Genomic DNA, 24,407 nt, shown 5'->3' with positions numbered 1-24,407 from the left:
GGCGTAGAACCGGTTAGACTCGACGCGATGAAGACCACCCTCGACCATCTTCCGGATCGCCAGCAGCAGGAGCTCGCGCATGTCCGCACGACCCTGCTGAACGAGTTCGAGGGCGCGTTGCGCAAGGGCGCCGGCGGCACCTCGGATTGGCGGAAGGGCGGCAAAGTCCTGAAGATCATCCTGTTCGGCAGCTACGCCCGCAACGACTGGGTCGACGAGCCCGACAACGGCTATCTGTCCGACTTCGATCTGCTCATCATCGTCAGCCATCCGAAGCTGACCGATATCGCCGACTATTGGTGGGAGGCCGAGAACCGGATCATGCGCGATCCGTCGGTCGGCCGCATCGTCAACATCATCGTCCACGATCTGGCTGAGGTGAACCAGGCAATCGGGCGGGGCGAGTATTTCTGGACTGACATCGTCCGCGACGGCGTCATGCTCTACGAGTTACCCGGGCACCCGCTGGCCGTGCCCAAACCGATGACCCCGAAGGACGCTGTTGGAATGGCGCAGCGTTACTTAAGCCGCTCACTTCCTACGATCGATAGCGCACTACGCACCGCAGATTTTCAGGCGGGAGAAGATGCGATGGATGTAGCTTGGCGCCGAGATCGCGCCTTCACTTTGCACCAAGCCGCGGAGCGCGCCTACGCCTGCTTCCTGCTGGTCCACACCTTCTATTTCCCCCGCTCTCACAACATCAAATTCCTCCGCTCCCTTGCGGAAGACATCGACAAGCGACTGGTGGAGGCTTGGCCACGTGAGCAGCGCCAGGACCGCCGCCGCTTCGAGACCCTGAAACGGGCTTATGTCGAAGCCCGCTACTCGGACCAGTACGATGTCAGCGTGGAAGACCTGAACGTCTTGGCGACCTGCGCTCGCCGACTACGTGATTTGGTCGCTAAAGCCTGCGAAGAGCGGCTGGCGAAACTGAAGGACGACGCCGGGACCTGATGTCCAGCGCCGAAATCGGTGAGCCATGAGCGATCAGCGCATCAATGCCAGTCTCGAGGTCGAACGGATCGACCTCATCCATAATGATCTGTCTTCAGCCGCCTTTCACCTGAAGGCGCGGATCGACAAGGCTCTCGCGCCGGGCGGCGATCGTGAGGGCGTCGGCCTGGACATCATGGCGGCCGTCACCATGCTGGCCTTCACCTTCGAGGCCTATCTCAATTTCGTCGGAGACCTGCGGGTCGAGGGCTGGAATGAACGCGCTGGCGGAAGGGCCAAGCGAGAGGCTGTTTGGCGGATGCTCGGTCTGACTTGGAACCCCGAGCAACGTCCGGCCTCCACGATCCTGAAGCTGTTCGAGGCGCGGGACATGATGGCTCACGGCAAGCCGGTCAAAGTCAAACAGCAATGGATCGCCCAAGGCACGGACGGCGAACTTCAGGCCCTGCTGCGCGCCTATCAGACGGAGTTCGACGCGCTCACTACGCCAGAGTTCTTCGCCATCGCCTACGAGGATGTGGAGGCGCTGTGGCGAACCTTCCTCGAGGCCGGCAAGATTGAGATCTTCGACACCTTCGACCGCGGAATGAGCGGCATCACCTTTATCAGTCACGCCGAATGAGACGCGCTCTCCGGATCGCCACCTGCGCGGGGTTCGTCTGGCTTCTAGTCTGCAGCGGCGCGGTCGTGGCCCAGAGCAGAGAGGAACCCGGCCCACCGCAAGCATTAGCCGCACCGGCGCCGCCTTCGCCGCCGAGCGCACCTGTCCGCGTCGTGATTGTGCGCTCGCCTGACGATGCCGCCAACGCGCGCGACAGTGAACGGGCGTCCCGGTTCCTATCCGAGGCGGACCTCAAGGCCCAGCTTCGCGCGGCCGAGGCGGCCGAGGGCCAGATTACCGCCGCCTGGGTCGCGGCGGGCCTCTCGCTTCTGGGCACGCTGTTTCTCGCCGCCACCTTCTGGGACACTCGGCGGACCAGTCGGCGTCAGCTCCGCGCCTATCTCGATTTCGACGACATCACGTTGACGAGCATGGGGGAGGACGGCGATGCCAGCAATTGGTGGGAGGCACGCTTCCGCGTCAGGAATTTTGGCGAGACCCCGGCGTTCGGCGTGACGATCGACGCGCGGTCGGAGCGCGCGTGGGCGGCTGACGTCCAGGTCATCGACGACCGGAAGCCCCCTCAGCCGATCGGCGGCATATCGCGGGGCGACGACTTCACCTACCGCGTAGGAGTCTACATCTCGCAGGACGACAAGGTGCGGATCGCGAACGATGACACCGCGATCTGGTTTGAGGCGGTGATTACGTATCGAGACGCTTTTGGAAGTCTCCGGAAGACAACCGCCATCTGGGAGGTAACCGCTGAACCCGGCCTTTCCATGCGAGAAGGCAGCCATGTTATGACCTGAGGCGATGGTCTCGCCTTCGTTCACCCCCCGGGCAGCGACGATGCGCTAGGAAGCATCTTGGGACTTTGATCGGCACTGCGACGCGACCCGACGTGTTTCATCGGCAAGCCTCGTCCCCGTCCTCGCTAGAACGGATGCATCTGCAGAAAACCCTTCATAAGCCTACCAAACGGGAAATCTTATTATAGCTTCTTGCACGAACCTTTTGTATGGCTAGGGATAACGTTATCCGAATAGAAGCTTATGAAGAGAGCCGATCTTAGCGCAGAGGTTCAAAGGACCCTCGTGCGGCTGCCGCCCCCGCACGACAGCCATTACGGGGTCGTGCCTGTCGCACCGCCCGAAAGCGGCCTGAGCTTCGCCGCAGTCGCAGCCCGCCATCGCGCGGCGGAGGAGGCGCTCGCAAAGGTCGACGCCTACGCCCGCGGTCTCCATGATCCCTTCGTCGTCAGCCGTATCCTCTCCCGCCAGGAAGCTGTCAGCAGTTCGGCCATAGAAGGGACGCACAGCACCCTCGACGAAGTCCTCGCCGGAGAGGAGACCCAGGACGAGGAGGCGCGCGCGGAAGTCCGGCAGGTGCGCAAATACGCGACCACCGTCACCCGTTTCATCAAACAGGCTCATCGGCAGGGAAACGAGGTCTTCAGCGCGAACCTGGTCCGTCGTCTTCATAAGCGGATCATGGAGGACGACCCGGACTACCGCGACCCGCCCGGCGATCTGCGCGAAGTCTCCGTCTGGATCGGCGGGCGGGACATGGCCTATTCGATCTTCAACCCGCCGCCGGCGTCCGAAGTCCCGGCCTGCCTTGAGGAGACGGTGCGCTACATGCGCGCCGAGGGCATGCACGCGATCCAGCAGAGCATCATCACGCGCATGGCGCTCGCCCATGCCCATTTCGAAGCCGTGCACCCGTTCCGGGACGGAAACGGCCGGGTCGGCCGGATGCTGCTGCCGATCATGATGGCCGCCGATGGCCGTACGCCGCTGTATCTCGCCCCCTACATCGAGGCGAACAAACCTGCCTATGTCGAGGCGCTGAAGGCCGCACAGCAGCGTCTCGACTGGCCGTCGATGGTCGGCTTCGTGTCCGACGCGGTCGTGGGATCGGCGAACGAACTGTTCACGACACGAGAAGCCCTGGAGATCTTGTCGACCCGCTGGAAGGCGCGACGCGCCTTTCGGCGGGGCTCATCGTCTCTCCGGGCTTTGGAGATCCTGCCCCAGTATCCGGTGATCACCATCTCCCGCCTGGCGACCCTTCTGAAGGTCACCTATCCGGCGGCAGCGACAGCGGTCGCGCAACTGGAGGAAATCAAAGCGCTGGTGGAGCGCACCGGCTACACCCGCAACCGGGTCTTTGCAGCCCCCGAAGCCTTGTCGATTCTCAATCGGCCGTTCGGCGAGGAGCCGATCCTCCCCGAAGCGTAGACGCCCCCACACTACAAAGCGCGGGCCAGGCGCCGCTTATGCTCACGGATCAGAGGATCAGATCGGACAATCCCCACCAGTGCAGCCGACCTACGAAGGCGGGTCGTCTACTCACGCCCGGAAGGCTCCATGGTCATCGCTCTCGTCTGCACCGCCGTCCTCGGCGTTCTTATCTTCGGCTTGGGCCTGGCCATCTCCATCTACCGGTTCATGACCAAGGCCTATTACGTCGGGGCGGACCGCCCGGCCGCCTTCACCACCAAGCTCTCCCGCGCGCACGGCAACACCGCCGAGTTCGGCCCCATGCTGGCCGTCCTCTTCCTCGCCCTCGCCGCCCTGGGCGCGCCGGCCTGGGCCGAGGCGGCGATGATCGGAGCCACGGCCAGCCGGATTTTGGTCGTCATCGGCTTCCTGACAGCCTCCACGCTTGAACACATCAGCCTGCCAAAGGCCGCCGGCGCCCTGGGCACCTATGGCTTCGGGCTCGCCCTCACCGCCGCACTGTTCCTGCCCTGACGCCCTGCGCGACGCCCCGCTTGCAAACACCGCGCCCTTGATTCAAGCTTTGGGTGCGTCGCCCTCGGGTGGCGTCGAGGCGTGAGAACCTCGCTTGAGACGATCATTCGATATCTTCGCTCCGCGGCAGCGGCGTGGCCGGCGCGTATGTCCAGGCCTCCGGGACAAGCCCCTGGAGGCTAAAGGCGTCGGCGCATGCCTCAAGCATGGTCTCAACACCCGGTGCTTCGGCCGGGCTCGTCTCGTCATCTGGAGGCGAGCCCGTGTCGGATCGAACTGGAGGTGTGGGAGACAAGGCGGCCGACGCCGGCCTCCACGACCTCTATCGCGCCTATTCCGGCTGGCTGAGGGGACGTCTGCGCAAGCGCTTCGGAGACGAGACCGAGGATCTCGCACAGGAAGCCTGGCTGCGCGCAGCGCCCTACAGCCGCGACGGGCGGATCGAACACCCCAAGGCGCTGCTGCTCAGGATCGTCGACAATCTCATCATCGACCGGGCCCGCCGCCGAGGGCCGCGTCCCCTGGCGTCGAGCGACAGGGTCGGCGCGGATCCGGGGGCGGATCCGGCGGCCCAGATCGATGCCGTCCTCCTCAAGCAGATCGTTCTGTCGATGCCGCCCAATCTGCAGGAGGTCTTTGTCTTGAGCCGTTTCGCCCATCTGGAGTATCAGGAGATAGGCGAGCGTCTGAACCTCCCCGTCACCACCGTTCAGTGGCGGATGCGTAAGGCCCTCGAACACTGCGCAGCCCAGTTGCGGCTGTAGCCGATGGGGAACGCCATGAGCGACCCGAAAAGCGCGGTCGGCGCTGCGGACCGTGAAGCCGCCGAATGGCACGTTCGCCTCGGGGAACGCCCCGTGTCGGCCGATACGCTCCATGCGTTCAAGACCTGGCGCGAAACGGCGGGCAACGCCGAGGCCTATCGCAAGGTCGAGGCGCTGTGGCGAACCACCGGATCTTTGTCGTCGGACCCCGACATCCAGGCCCTGACCCAGACCACGCTCCGGGCCTCAAAGCCCCGGACGCGCCGCGCGGGCTCCCAACGCCTCATCCCTGCCGCGCTGGCGCTCGTCCCCGTGGTGGCGATCGCCGTCGCCCTTCTTTTCTGGCTGCCGAACCGGGACGTCTACGAGACCGAGGTCGGGGGCCGGCGGACCGTCGCCCTCGACGACGGCACCCGCGTACAGTTGGACACCGACACGCGCCTGCGAGTGCGGTTCGCCTCCGGCGAACGCCGTATCGTGCTGGAGCAGGGCCAGGCCCTGTTCACCGTCGCCCACGACGCCGCGCGGCCCTTCCGGGTCGAGGCGGGAGGCACGGAGGTAACCGCCCTGGGGACGGTGTTCGACGTGCGGCGCGAGGCCGTCGGAGCCCAGGTCACCCTGGTCCAGGGCGCCGTCGCGGTTACGGACGCACGGACCGCAGCGGGCCAGTGGCGTCTGGCTCCCGGTCAGCAGGTGCGGACGGTCCGTCCCGACGCAACCCCCGTCATGGTGGATCCGGCCGTCGAGACCAGCTGGTCCGAGGGCCGTCTGGTCTTCCGGGACACGCCGCTCGGCGAGGCGATCGCCGAGGTCAATCGCTATCTCCCGGACAAGATCGTGCTGGCGGACCGCCGCATCTCCGCGGTCCCGGTCAACGGCGTGTTCGCCACCGGCGATCGCGAGGCCTTCGTGGCCGCCGTGGCGGACCTGTTCGACCTGACGGCCCAAGCGGAGGCCGACGGCCGCGTCAGACTGACGGCGCGCTCCGTCGGCGGATAATAATTTCGGCTCTCCACTCAGATGAGCCGGCGTCCTTTCGTCTCCTGTTCGACGCGCCCTTGCGTCGGAGGGGACCTTGCTCATGACCATTCGCACCCGCACCCTGCTTGCCGGCGTCGCGCTCCTGCCCATCGTCGCCGCAGCGTTGGCGCCGGACGCGCGCGCTCAGACGGCTCAGCCCCCGCGATCCCAGACCCAGGCCGGTCCGGCCGGAGCAGCCCGCGACTTTGATATCGCCGGAGGGGCGCTGGACGCCGCCCTCGTAGCCTACGCCCGACAGGCCAATGTGCAACTGCTCTATACGGCCGATCTCGTCGCCGGGCTGCGCACACAGGGCGTCGCGGGGCGTCACCCGCCCGAGGCCGCACTCCAGCGGCTGCTGGCAGGCACCGGCATCCGCTGGTCGCGCAGTCGTCCCGGCGTGATCGTACTGCGCCGATCTATGAACGCCCAGGCGGACCCAGGAGAGGCGACCGAGATCGACGAGGTGATCGTGACCGGCACGCTGCTGCGGGGGCCAGGCAGGTCCCCGTCTCCGGTCACGGTCATCTCTCGCGGGGAGCTCGACCGACGCGGCGACGCCACGGTCGCCGATGCGCTGGTCCGATTGCCGCAGTCCTATTCCGGCAACGCCACGCCCAACAGCCTGTTGCTCGGCGCCGACTCCCTCGGCAGCAACACGGCGACGGCGACGGGCGTCAATCTGAGGGGACTGGGAGCCGACGCCACGCTGGTGCTGGTCAACGGACGACGTCTCGCCGGCACAGGAATGAAGGGTGAGTTCGCCGACGTCTCTGCGCTCCCCGGCGGTGCGGTCGAGCGTGTCGACGTCCTGCTCGACGGAGCCTCGGCCCTCTATGGATCCGACGCCGTCGCCGGCGTGGTCAACGTCATCCTTCGGCGGACCTACGAGGGGCAGGAGACGCGACTGCGCGCCTCAGCGGCCCGAGGCGGAGGCGAAGACCTGCTGGCGTCTCATCTCGTCGGGACGCGATGGCAGGGCGGGTCGGCGCTCCTGTCCTATGAGTACCAGCATCAGTCTCCCCTGAACTCAGCCGACCGGAACTACACGGCGACAGGCGATCTCACGCCCTGGGGCGGGACGGACCGGCGCAGCTTCTATGGACCGCCCGGCAGTATCGTGGTCTTCGACGCCGCGCGCGGCGCCTATCGCAGCACCTATGCGATCCGGCCCGGGCCGGACGGAACGGCGCGAACCCCGGCCGACTTCGAGACCGGCGGCGCCAATCTCGGCAACCGTCGGGCAGGCGTCGACATCCTCCCGCTCCAGGAGCGTCATAGCGCCTACGCCAGCGTAAGACAGACCCTCGGCTCGCATGTGGAGGTCTCGGCCGATGCGCGCTTCAGTCGGCGGGCCTATGAGTACGCGAACCTGGCCCCTGTCAGCATCCTCACCGTCGGCCGCGCCAACCCCTTCTTCGTCTCGCCGACGGGCGCCGCCTCTCACCTGATCGCCTACAACTTCATCGGCGACCTCGGCCCGACGGAAAGCTATGGCGTCTCGCGAAGCCTGGGCGGCACCGCCGGGATCGAGATCGCACTGCCTCGAGACTGGACGCTGGAAGCCTACGGCGCGTTCGCCGAGGAGCTGAGCGAGGGCGGCACGGACAATCAGCTGAACAGCACCTTCCTGTCCGAGGCGCTCGGAAACACCGCCGACAATCTCGCCACCCCCTACAGCGCGCTGCGGGACGGCTACTTCAATCCTTTCGGATCAGGCGACGCGAACGGCGAGGCGGTTCTCGACTTCATCTCTCAGGGCTACACCTGGTCCCGCTATCGTAGCCGGATCAGCTCGGCCAACCTGATGCTGGACGTTTCGCCCCTGACCCTGCCCGGCGGGGATCTGCGGATTGCGGTGGGGGCGGCGTTCCGGCGCGAAGAGTTCAACCGCCGCAGTCGCAACTTCGCCTCGGGCCTCGCGCCGGTCGTCACCATCGGCGATCCCCAGGTGCGTGACATCGGCGCGGTCTTCGCCGAGGCGCGAATTCCCCTGGTCGGCCCCGCAAACGCCCTGCCGGGGATCGAGCGTCTCGAGCTCACCCTCGCCGGCCGCGCCGAGCACTATGACGACGTCGGCTCGACCACTAACCCCAAGATCGGCCTGATCTGGCAGCCGTCCGAGCCGGTCACGGTTCGTGCGAGTTGGGGCACTTCGTTTCGGGCGCCCGCGCTCACCGAGGTGTTCGATCGTGTGCAGCTCGGTCCTCTGACGGTCGCCGACTCGGGCGTCAGCCGCGTGGCCATCCTGCAGTCCGGCGGCAATACGGATCTGGAGCCTGAGACCGCCGAGAGTCTGACGCTCGGCATGGAGTGGGCGCCGCGTCCCGGGCTGCGCTTCAGTGCGGGCTATTTCGATATCCGGTTCGAGAACAAGATCGGCCGACCGGCGATTGAGAACATCACGAGCATCCTCGTGGACCCCAGCCTCGCGCCGTTTGTCACCCGTCTGACACCCGGCAACGCCGCCGATCTGGCGCGCGTCCAGGCCTTCCTGGCGGACCCTCGCTTCACGTCGCCGAGCCTCTATCCGGCGTCGGCCTATTCGGTGATCCTCGACGGCCGATGGGCCAACACGGGCGAGCTCTCCGTCGAGGGCTTCGACCTCGGGGCCAACTTCGACTTCGCCCTGGGGGACAACGCCTTCGGTCTCTCGGTTTCGGCCTCGTATCTGCTGGACTACAGCCGGCGTGTGACGCCCGTCGCCACCCGCGAGGATGTCCTGGGTCTGGTTGGCTTCCCTGTCGATCTGCGCACCCAGGCCGCCGCGACCTGGACTCGCGGTGACTGGTCGACGCGGATCGGCGTCAACCACGCTTCCGACTATCGCGATGTCGCTGGACGGACGATCGACGCCTTCACCACGGCGGACCTGCAGGTTCGCTGGGCGGGCGTCGGGCGCGGCCTGGCCGAAGGGATCGAGGTCGCCCTGACGGTCCAAAACCTGTTCGACGCGGATCCGCCCTTCTACGATTCGCCTCAGGGCTTCGGTTTCGATCCGGGTCAGGCCGGGCCGCTGGGCCGCGTGGCCGCCCTCCAGCTGATCAAGCGCTGGTAGGTGACCATGTCAAACTGGACTGTGAGCGGACGCCCGACGGCGTCCGCCAGACGGCGCGCGCCTGTCCGTAGCATTCTCGCGGTTTCGCTCGCCGCCGCCCTGGCGGCAGGCCTCACCATCCCGACATCGGCGCGATCGATGGTGCAGGACGGCGTGACGGTCGCCGCTGATGCCGTCTCGCCGCCGGCGGCGCGGAGCCCACGCCGACCGTATCGGGTGGATGACATGCTCGCCGCCGAGTCGTTCGGCAATGCGACCGTCGATCCCACAGGGCGATGGGCCATCTTCGAGCACCGTCCAGCCTATGAGTCCGCGACCGCGTTCGCGTTCGGTCTGCGCAATCCCTGGACCGTCAGCCGTCTCGAGGTGGTCGATCTCGCCGGGAATCGGCCGGCCGGCCGGCTCCTGGCGGAAAGCGAGGGCGACGGCCATGTGCTCGGCCCTTGGTCGCCCTCCGGGCGCAGACTTCTGGTCTTCCGGCTGCGCGACCGCCGCTGGCAGGCCGGGGTCGTCGAGATGCTGGCGCGGACCGTCCGATGGTTCGCCGCGTCTCCGGAGTTGTCGACCTTCGGCCAGGCGGCGCAGTGGCGCTCGGACGACGAGCTTGTCCTGCTGGTCAGACCTGATGGGTCCCTCCCCCAATGGCTCGACAGCGGCGGACGTGGCGTAAGGGCCCTCGCCGCCCGCTGGCGCGCGACGGAGGCCGGCGGGCCGGCGCAACGGACCACGCTCGGCAGCGGCGCCTTCGCTGCGGACATGCCCGAGATGCCCGAAAACCAGGCGGTTCGCCTGGATGTGGCGACGGGCCGGTTCACGACGATCGCGGCCGGTCGGTTCTACGATCTGGAACTCGCCCCGGACGGCGACCACCTGGCGCTGGTCGAGACGGCTGCCGCAGCCCCCTTTGATCCCGCCGGGGCCTTTGAGCCCCAGGCGATCGACCGCGAGCGGCGTCTCCGCCTCGTCGACCTGAGAACCGGCGACCTGTCCTCGCCCCTGGGCGAGGCGGACGTCGCACCCAGCCTCCTCAGCTGGTCCCCCCTCTCAAACCGATTGCTGGTCTGGACGCGGGGTTCGGCCGGCTGGGCGGCAGGCGATCTCGTCGCCGTCGACGCAGCGACCGGCGCGGTGGAGCGATATGCGCTGGGCGACCTCAAGCCCTACACAGGCGGGGGAGTCGCCGCCTTCAATACCGTCTATGCGGACTGGCTCGGGGATCGTCCGATCCTCTTTGGACGATCGCCGTCGGCGGTGCGCGACGACTGGCACCGGCTCGGCGCTGGCGGGCCGGTCAATCTGACGGCGGCTCTGGCCCCGACCTCTTCCAAGATCGGCGCAATCGACGGTGAGCGCCTTCTACTCCTCGCGGGCGGCCGGCCCTGGGCAGTGACCGCTGCGAGCGAAGCGGACCCATTGGCGGCGGCCGCAGGAACTTTGAGCGGCTTTGACGGGGCGGGCCACCTGGACTCGCAGCGCCATCAACGCAACTCGCCGCCCCGCCGGTCCTGGTTCGCGGTTCGAACGCCGGCCGGCGCCGTCCTGCGGCCCGGACTCGATCCCGCGGTTGAGGTCGTCGAAGAAGACGCGCGGTTCGGAGTGTACGCGGGAGCCTTGGGCGTCATCACACGCTCGGTCGACAACGGCGTGCAGCGCTTGCGACTGGAGCAGCTAGGCCGTCTTCCAAGGACCCTCGCAACGATCAACCATTACCTGGCCGAGGTCGATTTCCCGCCGCCCGAGCCGGTGCGTCACCTCGGCCCGGACGGCCGCGAGCGCACGAGCTGGCTCTACCGCCCCCGCAGCTGGCAGGGCGAGAAGACGCCTCTCGTCGTCCTGTCCTATCCGGGGGGCCCCGCCGCCCCGCCGGCGGAACCTGCAGCGCTCAACGCCTGGGCCAATCCCCACCTTGTGGTCGGAGGCGGATACGCCGTGCTCATCCCGGTCCTCGCCCTCGACCGGGACAAGGAGCCGGCTGAGGACTACGCGAAGGACGTCCTGGCGGTCGTGGACGCCGCACTGGCCCAATACCCGGATCTGGATTCCAGCCGGATCGCCCACTGGGGACATAGCTACGGAGGCTATGTGGGGTTGGTCGCCGCCACCCAGACAAATCGGTTCAAGGCCATCATCGCGGTGGCCGGCCTTTCGGATCTCGCAACAGCTTGGGGCGAGTTCTCGCCGTCCAATCGCGACAACCCCGAGTTTGGCCTGTCGCTCCGCCAACGCATGGGCTGGGCCGAAGAGAGCCAGGGGCGCATGCGCGCCCCGCCCTGGGCCGCACCCGACCGCTATGTGCGTAACAGCCCCCTGTTTGCTGCGGACCGGATCACCGCGCCCGTGCTCCTCGTTCATGGAGACCGTGACCTTCTGCCGAGCACCCAGTCGGAAATCATGTTCTCGGCGCTCTGGCGTCAAAACAAGGATGCGCGGCTCCTCACCTACTGGGGCGAAGGCCATCACCTCTGGAGCCCGGACAACATCCGCGATCTCTACGCCCAGATCGTGATCTTCCTCGACCGCACGCTCGGCGAGGGTGCGCGGGACCCAACCGTCACGCCGCAGCCCCGATCGCCTCCCAGCGTCGAATCCAGCTCTCCGTCACCGCCGCCATCGTGAAATCCGGCACGCTGCCCTTCCAGAGCAGACGATCGACGTCGAGCAAAGCCTCGGTCCTGGCCCGGTCGATGATCCCGCGCGACGCGAGCCGACCCTCGAGCAGATACTCTCGCAGGAAGGGAAGGCTGGCGGCGGCCTGGCGTCCGAAATAGGCGGTCATCTCGCCCTTGGACCGACGGTGGAGGATCTCCGGCGGCAGGCGATCGGCGAAGGCGGCTCGCGCCAGTCTCCGGTCGGCCTGACCGTCATCCGTCAGGAGGGGCACGGACAGCCCCAAGGCCAGCTCGACGACCGGTTGAGAAAGCAGCGGATGGATCAGATCAGCGGCCTCCGTCCGGCGGCATTGGCTCTGGTAGGAGAGGCCGGCCGCCACGGACTCCACCTGAAGGCGTTTGGCCGGCGGGACGGCTTCCAGACCCTTTAGCCATGGGTGCAATGCCTGGTCCCCTGGAGGTGACACGCTGTCGGGATTGAAGATCGACAAAGCCCTGGCCGACCGATCGAGCGGAAATCGCCGGGGCGTCGTCATGGCGGTCTTCAGGAGTGACCAGGTCGAGCGCCGCGTCCACCTCGCCAGTCTTGGCAGAGCAGGGCTGAACACCGCTCTGATCCCGCGCTCTCGGAGCACATCGACGAAGATCTCCGGGACGCCCATCTGGAAAAAGACGCCGTCGCCGCCCTTGCCCGTCAGTAGCCCGTCGACCCCGTGATCCCGACAGGCTGAGGCGACGGCGGCGTCGAAGGTATAATCCCGACCATTCACGCCAGGTGTCGGTCCTTTGGCGGTGATGTCGAACCCCTCCATCGTCATCGCCTTGACCGCCCTTTGGACGCAGTGCGGTTCGAATCCGAGGCGATTCCCCAGGGCGCGAACGAACCGGCGCTCGTCGCCTTCGGCAAACGGGCCGAACATGTTGAACCAGAGCCTTGGAGAAGCGCCCGCCGCCCTGAAGGACCCTGCGACGATCGCCGAATCGAGTCCGCCGGACACCTCTACGCCCGGCCGATCAATGACGCTGGCGAAGGCCGCGAGGCAGCCATCAATTCGGTCCCTAAGCCTCGCGGCCCCCTCCTTCGGATCCGTCGTAACGGCGTCGGTAAACTCGACCGGGCGCCAGAGCGGAGTGACTCGCTCAGCATTGAGATCGGTCAGATCGCCGGCTTCGGCGATCCGGATGCCAATGAGAGGACTGGCGGCGGTCGCATTGATCGGATCACGCAGGATGCCGCCAATCCGATCCCAGTCGATCTGCACCGGGGGCGTCGCCAGAGCCATCAGCCAGTCGGAAAGCTCGGAGGTGACGACCTGGACGCCCTCGCGTCGCCACGCCGCGCATTCATGGGCGCCCGACGGATCCCGGACGATCTGCCGGACTTGACCACGGGGGGTCCTGAATAGCCCGATATAGCGCCCCCAGTGTCGACGGATCAGAGCGCGGGCGCGATTCGCGTCCTCACCGCGCCTAGGGATCGCGCATTGATCGTTGTCGAGAGCATCGAACAGATCGCCGAGCACGATAAGATCGTCGCCTCCGGGGTGATGAAGCCTCGGTGGTCTGGGCCCGCGGACTCCAAGCCAGGCCTGGTCCATGATTTGGATCGGGGTGAAGCCCTCCACCTGAGCCTTGGCGACGAGGGCCTTGGCCAGATCAATACGGCTGGTGTCCGACCAGGCGACATGCAGAAAATGCCCCACGTCAGATCACCATGATTGGCGTGTAGACGCCGACACGATCCGGTTCGTCGTCTAGGACCGCGTCCCCGATCTGTAGCCAGCAATGGGCGGCGAAGGGCCAGGTGCGAACGCCGAACACCCATTGCGCGTCCCCGCCCGCGTCCCGGATAAGGGTCCGCAGAAGATGGGCTCGATACAGGCAGGCGCCCTGTCCCGGAGCCCAGGGAAGAAGCCGGACGAAGGTCGACGTCAATCTCGCGAGCTCGACGTCCGGAAGATCGGGAGATCGGGAGCGTCGGCGATGGGTGGCGAGAAGGTCTGCGAGAGATCTGCACTCAAACCGCCGTCCCTCACGCCACCAGGACCACCAGAACCGCGTTGCTGCGATCAGGTTCGGCTCAGATGACATTGCAAGGGGAAGCGCTCGTGTGGGCGCGGGCGGCACCCTCACTCGGGCTGGACCTGGATCGCCGAGAAAGCCGCCCTCACGAAGCTGGGCGATGACCGACCCGGGACCGACGATCCGTTCGCCATGGACCTGTATCACTGCGCCGGCCCCGGGCAGGCAGCTGTAGGCGTCTGTCCGCTCGTCCAGAACAATGACGTCCTCGTCGACGACTGCGAAATGCAGATGTTGCGAGAGGTAGGCGACAACGCCCTCCGGCTCGGTTGAGGGCATGGGATCGGAGATTTGGTTCTGCATGGTGCACACGCGCGGCGGCGAGGGACGAGCGCCGGACGGCGTTCGTCCCCGGGCCATCAGGCCCCGCCGTCGTACGGCATTTCCTCGGTCTCCAGCGGCGGGCCGATGAGCGCGCCTCTCGTGAGAACGCTGACGGGACCGAGGTCGATCAGTCGGATGGGGGTGATGCCAGTCATGAGAGCCTCCTGGTTTGTGACGCCGCAGGATCGCGGCTGTTCATGGAGCCGCTCGCGGGCCTCGGGCTGCAATCTATATCTGTCGTGTATTTGGGGTTGCGGCTCGGGCTTCGGTTCAGAGCGTCAATCGTACGAAAGCCGCCGCGACGGACGTCGGGCGGGCGGAGCCGTGTGGGTGGCGGATGTGGACGGAAGACGAGCGCCGCGAGCGACGCTCGTCCCTGCCGTCAGGCCACGCCGTCGAACGGCGTCTCTTCGATCTCCAGGGGCGGCCCGACGATCGCGCCCCGGGTAAGGGCGGTGACGGGTCCGAAGCCGATCAGTCGAATCTGAACGGTGCTGGTCATGGTAGCCTCCATTCGCTTGTCGCCGCGGAATGCGGCAGGTCATGGAGCGCCCGGCTTGGGCAGGGCGGCAATCTATATCTGTTGTGTATTTGCGCCTGACGGGGTCAACCCTCGTCTTCGGGCGGCTTGCCCGCCAGACGGTCGCGGCCCGCGTCCAGCCATGCCTCGGTCTCCTCGCTCTTCATCCGGTTTTCTTCCTCGAGCCGGCGGAAGGTCTCGGTGAAGGCCTCGATCAGCGCGCGCGGATCCAGGGTCAGCAGGCGATCGCCCATTGCCCCGACAAACTCGCCCAAGGCGATGAGGAAGATGAGCATCAGCTTGCTGTCGGCCGTCTGGCGCGCGAACTCCACCGAGCCCAGCGAAGGTCCCAGCAGCAAGGACCAGGGATCGCAGTTGGTCGCCAAGGCGAAGCGGTGGACATAGTCGAGGTTCACCCGGCCGGATCCCGCCTCGAAATATTCGTAGGTCCGCAGCGGCAGGTTCATCGCCGTCGCCACCTGCTGGGCGGTCATGTTGCGGGCGCGGCGCACCGTCCGCGCCGCCAGGCCGATCAGCCGTGCATCACTCAACTTTTCCGGTGGATCGGGCGGCATCGGCGTTCGACCTTTCTCCTCCAAAGGTGCTGTGTTCGGCGAGTCCGATCAATGCTGGCGTGTGCGACTTTTTTCGATGATTGCGGAATCAGGGGGCCGACCCGCAAAAAAACGGCGGGCGCGATACAACCGTATGGCGGCGGTCCCGACGAAGATTTTCGCAGACGGTTTCGCCCCTTTGGGGGACGATAGAGCGACGGACGATCAGGAGCCGGCCGGGGCGCCGGGAAGATCGGGATCTGGTCATGGCGCGTAACCGCGACCCGTTCACACAGGCGCTCACATCCCTGCGGGAACGGATTCATTCGGGTGTTCTGGCCGGCGGCGCGCCGGTCATCGTTCAGGACGAGGCCGCACGGCTGCGCCTGTCCACCACGCCTGTCCGTGAGGCCCTGGCGCGTCTCAGCGGAGAGGGTCTCGTCGAGCGCGCCGCCTCGGGCGGATACGTCACCCTGCGGCTCGACGCCGCCGCAGCCCGCGACCGCTACGCCATGCAGGCCCACTACGTGCGTATCGCCGTCGAGGCCAATGTCCGGGCCCTCGGATCGCTGCGGCCGCCCGCCCCGCCGTTCGCGGCGGACATCCCCCTTGCGGCCGTGGATCGGCTGTTCGCCGCCATCGTCTGCAGTGCAGGCAACCAGGTCCTCTGGGAGGCGTACAGGAAGGTCAACGGGCAACTGGATCTGGTGCGACGGCTTGAGGCGGTCTTGTTCGACGACCTCGGCGCTGAGGCGACAGCCCTCTATGCGGCCTATGCCGACGACGCCGCGCCCGGATTTGGCATCGCCCTGGACCGCTACCATGACCGTCGGATTGGCGCGGCCGGCGCCCTCGCTGCTCTGGTGCTCAGTGGTGATCAGACCGGGCGGGCTGCAGCGGACGCGGACGACGCGCGGGGAGATCAGCGGGCCTCGGACATGAGCGCCGGGACACGCGCGCATCGCCGCTCATGATAGGCGTCAAGCTGACCCAGCAGGTCTGGAATGCGACCCTCGACGATCATCGAAACCATCGTCCGGACCATCGCCCCGTCGCTGTCGTCATGGCCGCGTTCCGCCGTGAGCACCGCCTTCAACCGATCGACGACGCGTTGGTGCGCGAGGATCAAGGCGGCGTTCGAAGACTGTGCGATGACGGCGTCGAAGAGCGCCTGGACGCCGGCGAGGGGATCGACCGCGACGACAGCCTTGCGCAGCGGTGTCAGCCCGCGGGGGTAGAGGGTCAGGGCGGCGTTGAGGTAGGCAAGCTGGAGCTCGAACAGATCGATGATCTCGGGGGCGCCGAGCGCGGGATAGAAATAGCCGCGACCCCGACGGCGCTCGATCAGACCCTGGCCGGCCAGGCATGCCAGGGCTTCCCGCACAGGCGTGGCGCTGAGCCCGACCTCGGCCGCCAGGTCCGTCACCACGATCGGCTCGCCCGGCAGGAACCGTCCTGCGGCCGCAAATCGCTGTACAGCACCCAGAGCGGCCCCATAGGGATCGCGGGGTTCGAAAGCCTGCATGACGCCCTCAACACTGTCTTGGGCGGACCGGGAAACGGGGGGAGCCGGTCCGATTGCTCAGAATACTGCAAATATTTTTCGCACAATGCAAGGTTATATTCTGCACGCGATAAGGTTGCGGTCATCCCGCAAGATTGTTGCGGGTTTCTGTCTGTAAACAAGGCGCTTCGGCGTCTTTTTCATCTTCAAGACTACTGTGCGCCCTTCCGGCTGGGACTGACGCTTCAGCATGGGGAGCGCACGCGATGCTGCTTCGGCGTCCTCCACGCGATGCACACGGCCTGCGGCTCGAGGTTTGCGTTCCGCCGGGCTAGTTGGGACCGGCCCGCCCCCCGAAGGTGCGGCAGTGCCGGAGGACAGACCCGTGAGCCAGCGCTTCGAGGCCCACGTCCAGTTCATCTGTCCGCGCTACGAGGCCCATGCGTCCACGGCCGTCGATGTTCCCGAACCGGACTGGGGTGAGGCGGACCGCATGTTGAACCTGAACTCCGAGGGCGAGACGGAGGTGCAGTGCCCGGTCTGCGCCTCGCTCTTCGAGGCCTATGTGATCAACAGCGCGGGCGATTGCGACGTCACCCTCAAGGAGCACCCGGAGACCCACGTCTCGGCGGACACCGCCTTCTACTCGCCCGAGGAAGACGACTGGACAGACTTTGTCCTTCCTGATGATCCGTTCTCGATCTGGAAGGAGTCGTTCGAACAGGCGCAGGCCTATCTGGAGGCCCACGGTTTGGACGATGGCGGCGCCCTGCTGAACCGCATGGTCTTCTCACAGCATGTGGCCGCGCTTGAAGCCTTTCTCGGCGACACCCTGCTCAAGGCGGTTCTCGCCGATCCGAAACCGCTGGGCCGACTGCTCGCCGGCGACAAGGAGTTGACCGAGGAGAAGTTCACCCTGGCGGAGATCGAGGCCAGCCCCCAAACTCATCCGCGATCGCGTCAGCGCCTATCTGGCGGACGTCCGGTATCACAACCTCGCCAAGGTCGATGTGCTTTACCGCTCCGCCTTGGAAATCGAGGTTCTCAATGATCAGGACCAGCGCGAAAGCTCCTTCACCGCGATCCAGCACCGGCATGACTGCGTCGACCGCAACGGCCGCGACAAGGCCAACGACAGACTCACCGTCTTCACCACAGCCTATGTCAGCGAGACCGCCGACCTGTTCCGAATGCTCGTCGATGGCTATGTGCTGCCTTCGGACATAGACAGCGTACCGACCACTGTACTTCCTCGACCATGAGGGGCGCGCCGTTGCCGGCGTTCGTTCTGAACAATGGCAATCTGCACCGAGGATTGAACCGTCCGCCCTTCGGTCGGCACCTATGATCGATGACGTGCCCCACCACCCCGCTTGATAAGTCGACACGCCGGTTGCTGGACGAATATCTCGTGCTGGCCGCGCGGGCCGGCGACCAGCGAGCGTTTGCCGATCTCGTGCGCCGTTGGCAGCGGCGACTGATCGCCCACGCGTGGCGGCTCACAGGAGATAATGAGGCCGCCAGCGATGTCGTTCAGGCAGGCTGGCTGGAGATTGCGAGAGGATTGAGCCGCCTCCAGGACGAGCGAGCATTCCCTGCCTGGGCTTACCGGATCATCTCCCGCCGCTGCGCCCGGCATATCGCGAGCGCGCGAGGTCGACGCGAGCTTGACCGCGCCGTTTCGTCCGAGCCGGAGGGCCACGCGGTCCAGCCAGACCTGGAAAGGCGGGATGAAGTTCAACGCCTTCACGCCGCAATCCGCCTCTTGCCGCCGCCGCAGCGCGCGGCGGTGGCTCTGTACCATTTCGAGGACCTAAGCATCGCCGAGATTGCGGTGGCCCTCGATGTCCCGGCGGGCACGATCAAGACCCGCCTCATGCATGCACGCCGCCGTCTTCGCGCTGTGCTGGAAGGAGAAGAAAATGGCTAATCCCGATCAGCTGATCGATCAGGCGCTCGCAGCGGAGGAGCGTGACCTGCTTCGTCGCATTGGCGAGGACCCCGGTCACATTCAGCAGACGTTGTCGTTATTTGGCGGGCGGTCCGGGTGGGTAAGCGGAGTTCTCCTCGTGGTTCAGGCAGCGATGTTCATCGCCGGGCTCTGGACTGGATGGCAGTTCTTTCAGGCCCAAGACGCGCTTACCGCCCTGCACTGGGGGTTCCCTTCGGCCGTTTTGCTCATCATGTCCCTGATGATAAAACTCGCTCTCTGGCCTGCCATGCAGACCAATCGATTGCTGGTCGCCTTGAAAAAAGTCGAGTTGATAGTGAGCCAACGCCGACCCACCTGACGGCAGCAGGGAGGGTGGCTCGACGGAGCCCGGCCGGAGTTGCAAATCGAGCCTGCCTGTCGGCTCGGGAGCATGGTGATGGAGGGCGATCGCCAGCTCAGCGCAAAGTCCGGTCAGCGCTTCGGCACAGTGGTGCTCCGGCGCGATGGAGTTCCATGTGATTGCCAAATCGTCCGCTTCCATCTTATTAGTGACGCTCCGTCGGACCCGGGTAACCGGGTGGCTATACCGGGCGCCTAACCCCCGGGGACGACACGACCCCAGCCGGCCAGGCCGGTAGCGATGACGGATCGCAGGAGGGGTTAGGATTGCACTGCCCCCATAATGATGATGACCGAGATGGCCCCAAGGCCATGCTCCGCCGCGCGCCTCGCGTGCCCGAGTGTCGACGCTGCTGATTGCCCGTTCTGCACTGGGGTCAGCCGATGATGGATCTGAGTGAGTCCGGTCCGCTGGAAATGCTGCAGATCGCCGTGCTGGCCGTCGCGTCGGGCGCCTTCCTGCTCGCGGCGTTGAAGACGCGTCGACCGGGGGCTCCGGCCTTCGCCCTATTCAGCCTCGTCTTGGGTGTCGCGGCTTTGCGGGAATACGGCGCGGATACGGACAGCGCCTGGCAGTCCTATCTGGCGAGCCATGCGGCGCGCTGGCACCTGGTGGCGGTCCTGATGGTTCCAGTGATCTTCGTGGCCGTGCGCGACCGGGCTTGGGGCGCCTGGGCCCATGCTCGATCGGTCGCTATGATGGTTCCGATCTTCGTGCTGGGGATAGGCCTGGTCTGGCTCGCCGTGGCGATCGAAGAGTGGGGCGGTACCGTAACCTTGACCGAGAGCCAGCTGTGGGGGCTGCTTCTGGTTGAGGAGATGCTCGAACTCCTGGCCTATGGCGCCACCCTGCTGGTCGCCGTCCGCGCCTGGAGAAGGGCGCGACAAGACGTCTCAGTGCAGTCGGTACTGGTCACGGTCCTTCCGTCCGGCAGGAGACGGGGCCGCCGAATGTTCGGTCACGAATGACCGTTCGGACCTTGTGCGCCGCAGCGATATGAGCCAAGAGAGCCTTGTTCGTCGGACCCGTTCATACGGGTGGCTACCCTGGGCGCCTATCCCCCAGGAAACATGAAGCGATAGCTGAGCGGCTAGAGCACAGGTGCGTTGACGAACCGCACACCTAGTCGTCGCCCTCCGGCTTATCTCCCATGTCCACTTCCCGCTTGGGGTCCGTCCGTGACCCGGAGCCGCGCGCGATCGACTCGCGCGAGGCTCGTCTCAAACGTCCGCCGGCATATGAAGGGTCATATCGGCGAGACGTCGCTCGCTTGCATTCTGCCGTCCGGTTGTTGTCGGAGCCGAAACGAAAGGCGCTGCCCTTTGACCAAACCTTCCAGGCCAGCCTCCTGAACAGCGCTGAGGTGGATGAACACCTTGGGCAGCCTGTCGTCCCGCGAGATCATCGCGAACCGGCCCTCAGGGTCCACGAACTTGATCGTGCCTGTGACCGGGCCTTCCGACCCACTGCCAGGAGACTGGCTGATTGGGGCTCTCATGCTGCAGCGCCCGCGCGACCGCCGCCACCGAATGTAATATTCGCCATGTGAGCTTTGTAATTGATTCAGAACAAAAAGAAAATAGGGCGCATTTTACAGTGTATCTGCGACCAGTAACATAAATATGTCGAATCGCATCGCCGCGATTGCATTAAAGAGTGCGCGAAAGAAACTGAATGAACCTACCTACAGCGAAACTGGACTTCGGAATGATCAGGGAGACCTGGTTGGGCAACATCAGAGGCGATGTGCTGGCCGGCCTCGTCGTGGCCCTTGCTCTGATCCCCGAGGCCATTGCCTTTTCAATCATCGCCGGCGTCGATCCGGCGGTGGGCCTGTATGCGTCGTTCGTGATCTGCGTGGTCATCGCCTTTGCAGGCGGACGCCCCGGCATGATCTCGGCTGCGACCGGCGCGATGGCGTTGCTGATGATCACCCTCGTGCGCGAGCACGGTCTTCAATACCTGCTGGCGGCCACGGTCCTGACCGGCATCCTTCAGATCATCGCCGGCTATATCCGGCTGGGCGCGCTGATGCGGTTCGTGTCCAAATCGGTGGTGACCGGCTTCGTCAACGCCCTGGCTATCCTGATCTTCCTGGCCCAGATACCAGAGGTCACCAACGTCGGCTGGCAGACCTATGCCATGGTCGCTGGAGGCCTGGCGATCATCTACCTGCTGCCGCGCCTGACCAAGGCCATTCCGTCCCCCCTGGTGGCCATTGTCGTGCTGACGGCCCTGTCCATTGCGATCGGTCTCGACGTGCGCACGGTCGGCGACATGGGTCAGTTGCCGGCGACCTTGCCGATGTTCCTGATCCCCGACATCCCCCTGAACTTCGAAACCCTGGCGATCATCTTCCCCTATTCGGTGACGCTGATGCTGGTGGGACTGCTCGAGTCGCTGATGACGGCGACCATCGTCGATGAACTGACGGACACGCCGTCCGACAAGAACCGCGAGTGCAAGGGCCAGGGCGTCGCCAACATCGCGGCCGGCTTCTTCGGCGGCATGGCGGGCTGCGCCATGATCGGTCAGTCGGTGATTAACATCAAATCCGGCGGACGCGGTCGGCTTTCGACCCTTTTGGCCGGCGTCTTCCTGCTGTTCATGATCCTGGTGCTGGGGCCGTGGGTTTCGCAGATTCCCATGGCCGCCCTGGTGGCGGTCATGTTCATGGTCGCGATCGGCACGTTCAACTGGGGCTCGATCAAAAACCTGGTCGAGCACCCCAAGAGTTCCAGCTTTGTCATGCTGGCGACCGTGGTGGTGACCGTGGCGACACACGACCTGGCCAAGGGCGTGTTCACGGGCGTGCTTCTGTCCGGAATCTTCTTCGCCCAGAAGGTCGCGCGGATCGTCGCCTTCAGCTCGAAAACGTCGGAGGATGGCCGGTCGCGGGACTATGAAATCCGGGGCCAGATCTTCTTCGCCTCGGCCGACAGCTTCGTCGCCGCTTTCGACTTCAAGGAAGCGATCGACCACGTCCGGATCGACCTGTCCCACGCCCACTTCTGGGACGTGTCGGCCATCGCGGCCCTGGACAAGGTCATCCTCAAGTTCCGCCGCGAAGGCACGGAGGTTCAGGTCGACGGCCTGAACGAGGCCAGCCTGACGATGGTCGACAAGTTCGCCATCCACGACAAGCCCGGCGCCCTCGACAGCCTGACGGCCCACTGACGTGGCGCCGCATCAGACCTCGGCCGCGCGCCGCTCCCCTTCCGTTTCCAGGATCGCTTCATGACCAAAGTCCTCGCCTGCATCGACGCCTCCACCTACGGCGCCAGCGTCTGCGACCATGCGGCCTGGGCCGCGCAGAACCTGAACTGCGACGTCGAACTTCTCCACGTCCTCGACCGCGCCCCGGACGCGGTGCCGCGAGACTTGTCCGGCAGCATCGGCCTTGGGACCTCGGAGCATCTTCTGGAGGATCTCACGAAGCTCGACGAGCATCGCGGCAAGCTGCGGATGGAGCGGGGTCGCGCCATCCTGGAGGCGGCCAAGGCGCGGGTCGAAACGGCCGGCATCGGCACGGTTACGACCCGGCTGCGCCATGGAGGTCTGGTCGACAACGTCCATGAACTCGAAGACGACGTCCGGCTCGTGGTCCTCGGCAAGCGCGGCGAGCGGTCGGACTACGCCAAGGCGCATCTCGGCGGCAGTATCGAACAGGTGGTCCGCGCGACCAAGCTGCCGGTCCTGATCGCATCGCGCGAGTTCAAACCGATCCAGCGCCTGCTTATCGCCTTCGATGGCGGCGCCAGTTCGCGCAAGGCCGTCGACTTCCTGGTTTCCGACCCTGCCTTCTCGCGCTTCGAATGCCACGTCGTGATGGCGGGTCATCCCAAGGGGGAAGATGCAGCCCACCTGGCCTGGGCCAACGAACGCCTGGCCGGCGCGGGTGGAACACATCGGGTGATGCAGCGCGACGGCGAGCCGGAGGCGGTCATCACCGACTATGTGCGCGAGGAGAAGATCGATCTTCTGGTCATGGGAGCCTATGGCCACTCCCCCATCCGGCGCTTCTTCGTGGGCAGCACCACGACGGCCATGGTCCGTATCGCACTCCTGCCTGTCCTCCTGTTCCGCTGAGGAGAGCGGAGGTGCCCGACGGATTTCAGACGCAGGAGCGCGACAAGGCGCAGGGCTCTGCTCCGTCGCCGGCCAAGGCGTCCAGGTTCGGACCGCCGTCGGGGGCCTGGTATCCCGTCGCTCGGGAGAAAGCTCTGAGAGGAAGAGCGACCGTTCCGCTGTTCGGGCAGAAACTGACCCTCGTTCGAGGTCCCTCGGGGGCCGTCAGCCTGCACGGGGCTCCGGGCTGGACCGTCCAGACCCGGTTGGGCATGGTGTGGGTCCGGCGCCTCGGCGAGCCCGACACAGCTGTGCCGCCGCTGATTGAGGACGAGGCCGGGACGGCGGCCTTCCCGATGATCGCCTGCTCCGAGATTGAGATCGAAGCGGACTACGATCAGACCGTCTTGGGGCTTGTCGACCCCGCCCACGTGCCCATGGTCCATACCGCCTGGTGGTGGCGGTCTTCGGATCGCCGTCGGGTAAAGACCAAACAGTATTCGCCGTCGCCCTTTGGCTTCACGGCGACGGCGGCGGACAGCTTCACCTCGGCGCCGGCCTATGAGCTGGTCGGTTTGGACCGCAAGGTCACCATCGAGTTCCGGCTGCCGTCGACGCGCATCGAGCGGGTCCGGGGCAAGCGACTTCGCATTCTCAACATCACCACCGTCACCCCGACCGCGCCGGGGCGCGTGGTTCTGCGCAACATGATCTACAGTTCGGTGCGACCGTTGCGGTGGCTGTATCCCGCCCTTTCCGCGCTGGGCCGGGCCTTCCTGGAACAGGACGCCCGTATCCTTCGCCGGCTCGACACTCGGGCCAGCACGCATCAACCCCTGCTGTTCGTCGGAGAGCCCGACCAGCCCTCCGCCTGGTATTTCCAGTGCAAGATAGCCCTCGCCCGGGCCATTGGATCCAGGGACACCTTCGTCAATCCCGTGCAGCCTTCGGTGCTGCGGTGGCGAACCTGATGGGCGGGCCGGCCCCTTGGCATCAACGGCCGCAAGGCCTAGGTTCACCAGGCCCTGGACCGACACAGTCGGACCAGAGAGACCCCCCGCATCCCGGGAGGCCTGAACACGGAATGACAACCCTGCGAGCGATCACGCTCGACCCGGTTCTGACCGGATCGAGCGGTGAGGTCTTGATCGGCGTGCCGAGCACGCCTCTGGGTGCGTCTTCTTCCAGTGGATCAGAACCTCCCGTTCGAATGGCGCCTCGGCGCTGTCGATCCCGCTCGCGCAATCTGCGGCG

Annotated in this window: 23 protein-coding genes and 2 other annotated features; of the genes, 18 read left to right on the top strand and 5 right to left on the bottom strand. The window is 66.0% G+C overall.

The genetic code is table 11. The features are described from left to right. Positions 1-27: 27 nt before the first annotated feature. The 9 genes from AC3IPP_RS02695 to AC3IPP_RS02655 all read left to right on the top strand — a co-directional run bounded on the left by AC3IPP_RS02695 (position 28) and on the right by AC3IPP_RS02655 (position 11,775). Positions 28-957 (top strand): HEPN domain-containing protein, encoded by a 930-nt coding sequence (locus AC3IPP_RS02695; RefSeq protein WP_489150268.1) that lies wholly within the window; start codon positions 28-30, stop codon positions 955-957. Positions 958-982: 25 nt separating this feature from the next. Further along, entirely contained in the window at positions 983-1,579 is a 597-nt protein-coding gene (locus AC3IPP_RS02690) for a hypothetical protein (protein WP_489150267.1), read from the top strand. Positions 1,580-1,644: 65 nt separating this feature from the next. Next, complete coding sequence (locus AC3IPP_RS02685; RefSeq protein WP_489150266.1) at positions 1,645-2,370, top strand: hypothetical protein; 726 nt, start codon at positions 1,645-1,647, stop codon at positions 2,368-2,370. A 285-nt stretch (positions 2,371-2,655) separates the two neighbouring features. Next, positions 2,656-3,801 (top strand): Fic family protein, encoded by a 1,146-nt coding sequence (locus AC3IPP_RS02680; protein ID WP_489150265.1) that lies wholly within the window; start codon positions 2,656-2,658, stop codon positions 3,799-3,801. Between the two features lie 129 nt (positions 3,802-3,930). Further along, a complete protein-coding gene (locus tag AC3IPP_RS02675; RefSeq protein WP_489150264.1) occupies positions 3,931-4,317 on the top strand; it encodes an MAPEG family protein in 387 nt (128 codons plus the stop codon). A gap of 263 nt (positions 4,318-4,580) precedes the next feature. Further along, positions 4,581-5,081, top strand: coding sequence for an RNA polymerase sigma factor (locus AC3IPP_RS02670; protein ID WP_489150263.1), 501 nt, complete (start codon positions 4,581-4,583; stop codon positions 5,079-5,081). Between the two features lie 15 nt (positions 5,082-5,096). Beyond that, positions 5,097-6,080, top strand: a complete 984-nt coding sequence (locus tag AC3IPP_RS02665) for a FecR family protein (RefSeq protein ID WP_489150262.1) — start codon at positions 5,097-5,099, stop codon at positions 6,078-6,080. 82 nt (positions 6,081-6,162) lie between these two features. Further along, a complete protein-coding gene (locus tag AC3IPP_RS02660; RefSeq protein ID WP_489150261.1) occupies positions 6,163-9,159 on the top strand; it encodes a TonB-dependent receptor in 2,997 nt (998 codons plus the stop codon). Positions 9,160-9,297: 138 nt separating this feature from the next. Continuing rightward, the gene (locus AC3IPP_RS02655; RefSeq protein ID WP_489150260.1) at positions 9,298-11,775 is read left to right on the top strand and encodes a S9 family peptidase; all 2,478 of its coding nucleotides are present in this window, start codon (positions 9,298-9,300) and stop codon (positions 11,773-11,775) included. Here AC3IPP_RS02655 and AC3IPP_RS02650 read toward each other — a convergent pair. The 3 genes from AC3IPP_RS02650 to AC3IPP_RS02640 form a co-directional block, all read right to left on the bottom strand. Further along, entirely contained in the window at positions 11,711-13,471 is a 1,761-nt protein-coding gene (locus tag AC3IPP_RS02650) for an asparagine synthase-related protein (RefSeq protein ID WP_489150259.1), read from the bottom strand. The two genes, AC3IPP_RS02655 and AC3IPP_RS02650, sit on opposite strands and share 65 nt — an antisense overlap. Before the next feature lies 1 nt (position 13,472). After that, complete coding sequence (locus AC3IPP_RS02645) at positions 13,473-14,153, bottom strand: lasso peptide biosynthesis B2 protein (protein ID WP_489150258.1); 681 nt, start codon at positions 14,151-14,153, stop codon at positions 13,473-13,475. Between the two features lie 627 nt (positions 14,154-14,780). Then, on the bottom strand, positions 14,781-15,269 hold the full coding sequence (locus tag AC3IPP_RS02640) for a helix-turn-helix domain-containing protein (RefSeq protein WP_489150257.1): 489 nt from the start codon (positions 15,267-15,269) through the stop codon (positions 14,781-14,783). Positions 15,270-15,514: 245 nt separating this feature from the next. Here AC3IPP_RS02640 and AC3IPP_RS02635 point away from each other — a divergent pair, with 245 nt between their 5' ends. Next, positions 15,515-16,222 carry a GntR family transcriptional regulator gene (locus AC3IPP_RS02635; RefSeq protein WP_489150256.1) on the top strand — a complete coding sequence of 236 codons (708 nt, stop codon included), beginning with the start codon at positions 15,515-15,517 and terminating at the stop codon, positions 16,220-16,222. Here the strand turns inward: AC3IPP_RS02635 and AC3IPP_RS02630 are convergent. Continuing rightward, the gene (locus tag AC3IPP_RS02630; RefSeq protein ID WP_489177433.1) at positions 16,171-16,677 is read right to left on the bottom strand and encodes a GntR family transcriptional regulator; all 507 of its coding nucleotides are present in this window, start codon (positions 16,675-16,677) and stop codon (positions 16,171-16,173) included. The two genes, AC3IPP_RS02635 and AC3IPP_RS02630, sit on opposite strands and share 52 nt — an antisense overlap. A gap of 460 nt (positions 16,678-17,137) precedes the next feature. On the opposite strand from AC3IPP_RS02630, the gene AC3IPP_RS02625 reads away from it, so the two are divergent. From AC3IPP_RS02625 to AC3IPP_RS02605, 5 genes are all read left to right on the top strand, one after another. Further along, positions 17,138-17,803, top strand: a complete 666-nt coding sequence (locus AC3IPP_RS02625; protein ID WP_489150254.1) for a hypothetical protein — start codon at positions 17,138-17,140, stop codon at positions 17,801-17,803. Next, positions 17,781-18,014 carry a hypothetical protein gene (locus tag AC3IPP_RS02620; protein WP_489150253.1) on the top strand — a complete coding sequence of 78 codons (234 nt, stop codon included), beginning with the start codon at positions 17,781-17,783 and terminating at the stop codon, positions 18,012-18,014. The genes AC3IPP_RS02625 and AC3IPP_RS02620 overlap by 23 nt, the downstream gene beginning before the upstream one ends. A 131-nt stretch (positions 18,015-18,145) precedes the next feature. After that, positions 18,146-18,682 (top strand): RNA polymerase sigma factor, encoded by a 537-nt coding sequence (locus tag AC3IPP_RS02615; protein WP_489150252.1) that lies wholly within the window; start codon positions 18,146-18,148, stop codon positions 18,680-18,682. Next, on the top strand, positions 18,675-19,043 hold the full coding sequence (locus tag AC3IPP_RS02610; RefSeq protein ID WP_489150251.1) for a DUF6768 family protein: 369 nt from the start codon (positions 18,675-18,677) through the stop codon (positions 19,041-19,043). The genes AC3IPP_RS02615 and AC3IPP_RS02610 overlap by 8 nt, the downstream gene beginning before the upstream one ends. Positions 19,044-19,243: 200 nt before the next feature. Further along, positions 19,244-19,296: a sequence feature (sul1 is cis-regulatory element that is thought to sense ions involved in sulfur or methionine metabolism; They are found in Alphaproteobacteria), on the top strand. A gap of 172 nt (positions 19,297-19,468) precedes the next feature. Further along, a complete protein-coding gene (locus tag AC3IPP_RS02605) occupies positions 19,469-20,053 on the top strand; it encodes a hypothetical protein (RefSeq protein WP_489150250.1) in 585 nt (194 codons plus the stop codon). Positions 20,054-20,103: 50 nt separating this feature from the next. Then, positions 20,104-20,156 (top strand) — a sequence feature (sul1 is cis-regulatory element that is thought to sense ions involved in sulfur or methionine metabolism; They are found in Alphaproteobacteria). A gap of 175 nt (positions 20,157-20,331) precedes the next feature. Here the strand turns inward: AC3IPP_RS02605 and AC3IPP_RS02600 are convergent. After that, a complete protein-coding gene (locus AC3IPP_RS02600; RefSeq protein WP_489177459.1) occupies positions 20,332-20,490 on the bottom strand; it encodes a cold-shock protein in 159 nt (52 codons plus the stop codon). Positions 20,491-20,792: 302 nt separating this feature from the next. Here AC3IPP_RS02600 and AC3IPP_RS02595 point away from each other — a divergent pair, with 302 nt between their 5' ends. Genes AC3IPP_RS02595 through AC3IPP_RS02585 form a run of 3 tightly spaced genes read left to right on the top strand, consistent with a single transcriptional unit; the run spans position 20,793 to position 24,124 of the window. Next, positions 20,793-22,262, top strand: coding sequence for a SulP family inorganic anion transporter (locus AC3IPP_RS02595; RefSeq protein WP_489150248.1), 1,470 nt, complete (start codon positions 20,793-20,795; stop codon positions 22,260-22,262). A 60-nt stretch (positions 22,263-22,322) separates the two neighbouring features. Beyond that, a complete protein-coding gene (locus AC3IPP_RS02590; protein ID WP_489150247.1) occupies positions 22,323-23,174 on the top strand; it encodes a universal stress protein in 852 nt (283 codons plus the stop codon). A gap of 11 nt (positions 23,175-23,185) precedes the next feature. Then, positions 23,186-24,124 carry an SRPBCC family protein gene (locus tag AC3IPP_RS02585; RefSeq protein ID WP_489150246.1) on the top strand — a complete coding sequence of 313 codons (939 nt, stop codon included), beginning with the start codon at positions 23,186-23,188 and terminating at the stop codon, positions 24,122-24,124. Positions 24,125-24,407: the final 283 nt, after the last annotated feature.

This window comes from Brevundimonas sp. KH_060, from assembly GCF_057838275.1.
Note: the sequence above shows the minus strand (reverse complement) of the source record. Positions and strands in the feature narration are given on the sequence as shown.

Bases quoted from the DNA above. Each gene is read 5' to 3' on its own strand.
- AC3IPP_RS02695 (WP_489150268.1), top strand. From the start codon at position 28: ATGAAGACCACCCTCGACCATCTTCCGGATCGCCAGCAGCAGGAGCTC.
- AC3IPP_RS02690 (WP_489150267.1), top strand. From the start codon at position 983: ATGAGCGATCAGCGCATCAATGCCAGTCTCGAGGTCGAACGGATCGAC.
- AC3IPP_RS02675 (WP_489150264.1), top strand. From the start codon at position 3,931: ATGGTCATCGCTCTCGTCTGCACCGCCGTCCTCGGCGTTCTTATCTTC.
- AC3IPP_RS02665 (WP_489150262.1), top strand. From the start codon at position 5,097: ATGAGCGACCCGAAAAGCGCGGTCGGCGCTGCGGACCGTGAAGCCGCC.
- AC3IPP_RS02660 (WP_489150261.1), top strand. From the start codon at position 6,163: ATGACCATTCGCACCCGCACCCTGCTTGCCGGCGTCGCGCTCCTGCCC.
- AC3IPP_RS02655 (WP_489150260.1), top strand. From the start codon at position 9,298: ATGGTGCAGGACGGCGTGACGGTCGCCGCTGATGCCGTCTCGCCGCCG.
- AC3IPP_RS02645 (WP_489150258.1), bottom strand. From the start codon at position 14,153: ATGCAGAACCAAATCTCCGATCCCATGCCCTCAACCGAGCCGGAGGGC.
- AC3IPP_RS02640 (WP_489150257.1), bottom strand. From the start codon at position 15,269: ATGCCGCCCGATCCACCGGAAAAGTTGAGTGATGCACGGCTGATCGGC.
- AC3IPP_RS02635 (WP_489150256.1), top strand. From the start codon at position 15,515: ATGGCGCGTAACCGCGACCCGTTCACACAGGCGCTCACATCCCTGCGG.
- AC3IPP_RS02610 (WP_489150251.1), top strand. From the start codon at position 18,675: ATGGCTAATCCCGATCAGCTGATCGATCAGGCGCTCGCAGCGGAGGAG.
- AC3IPP_RS02605 (WP_489150250.1), top strand. From the start codon at position 19,469: ATGATGGATCTGAGTGAGTCCGGTCCGCTGGAAATGCTGCAGATCGCC.
- AC3IPP_RS02600 (WP_489177459.1), bottom strand. From the start codon at position 20,490: ATGATCTCGCGGGACGACAGGCTGCCCAAGGTGTTCATCCACCTCAGC.
- AC3IPP_RS02595 (WP_489150248.1), top strand. From the start codon at position 20,793: ATGATCAGGGAGACCTGGTTGGGCAACATCAGAGGCGATGTGCTGGCC.
- AC3IPP_RS02590 (WP_489150247.1), top strand. From the start codon at position 22,323: ATGACCAAAGTCCTCGCCTGCATCGACGCCTCCACCTACGGCGCCAGC.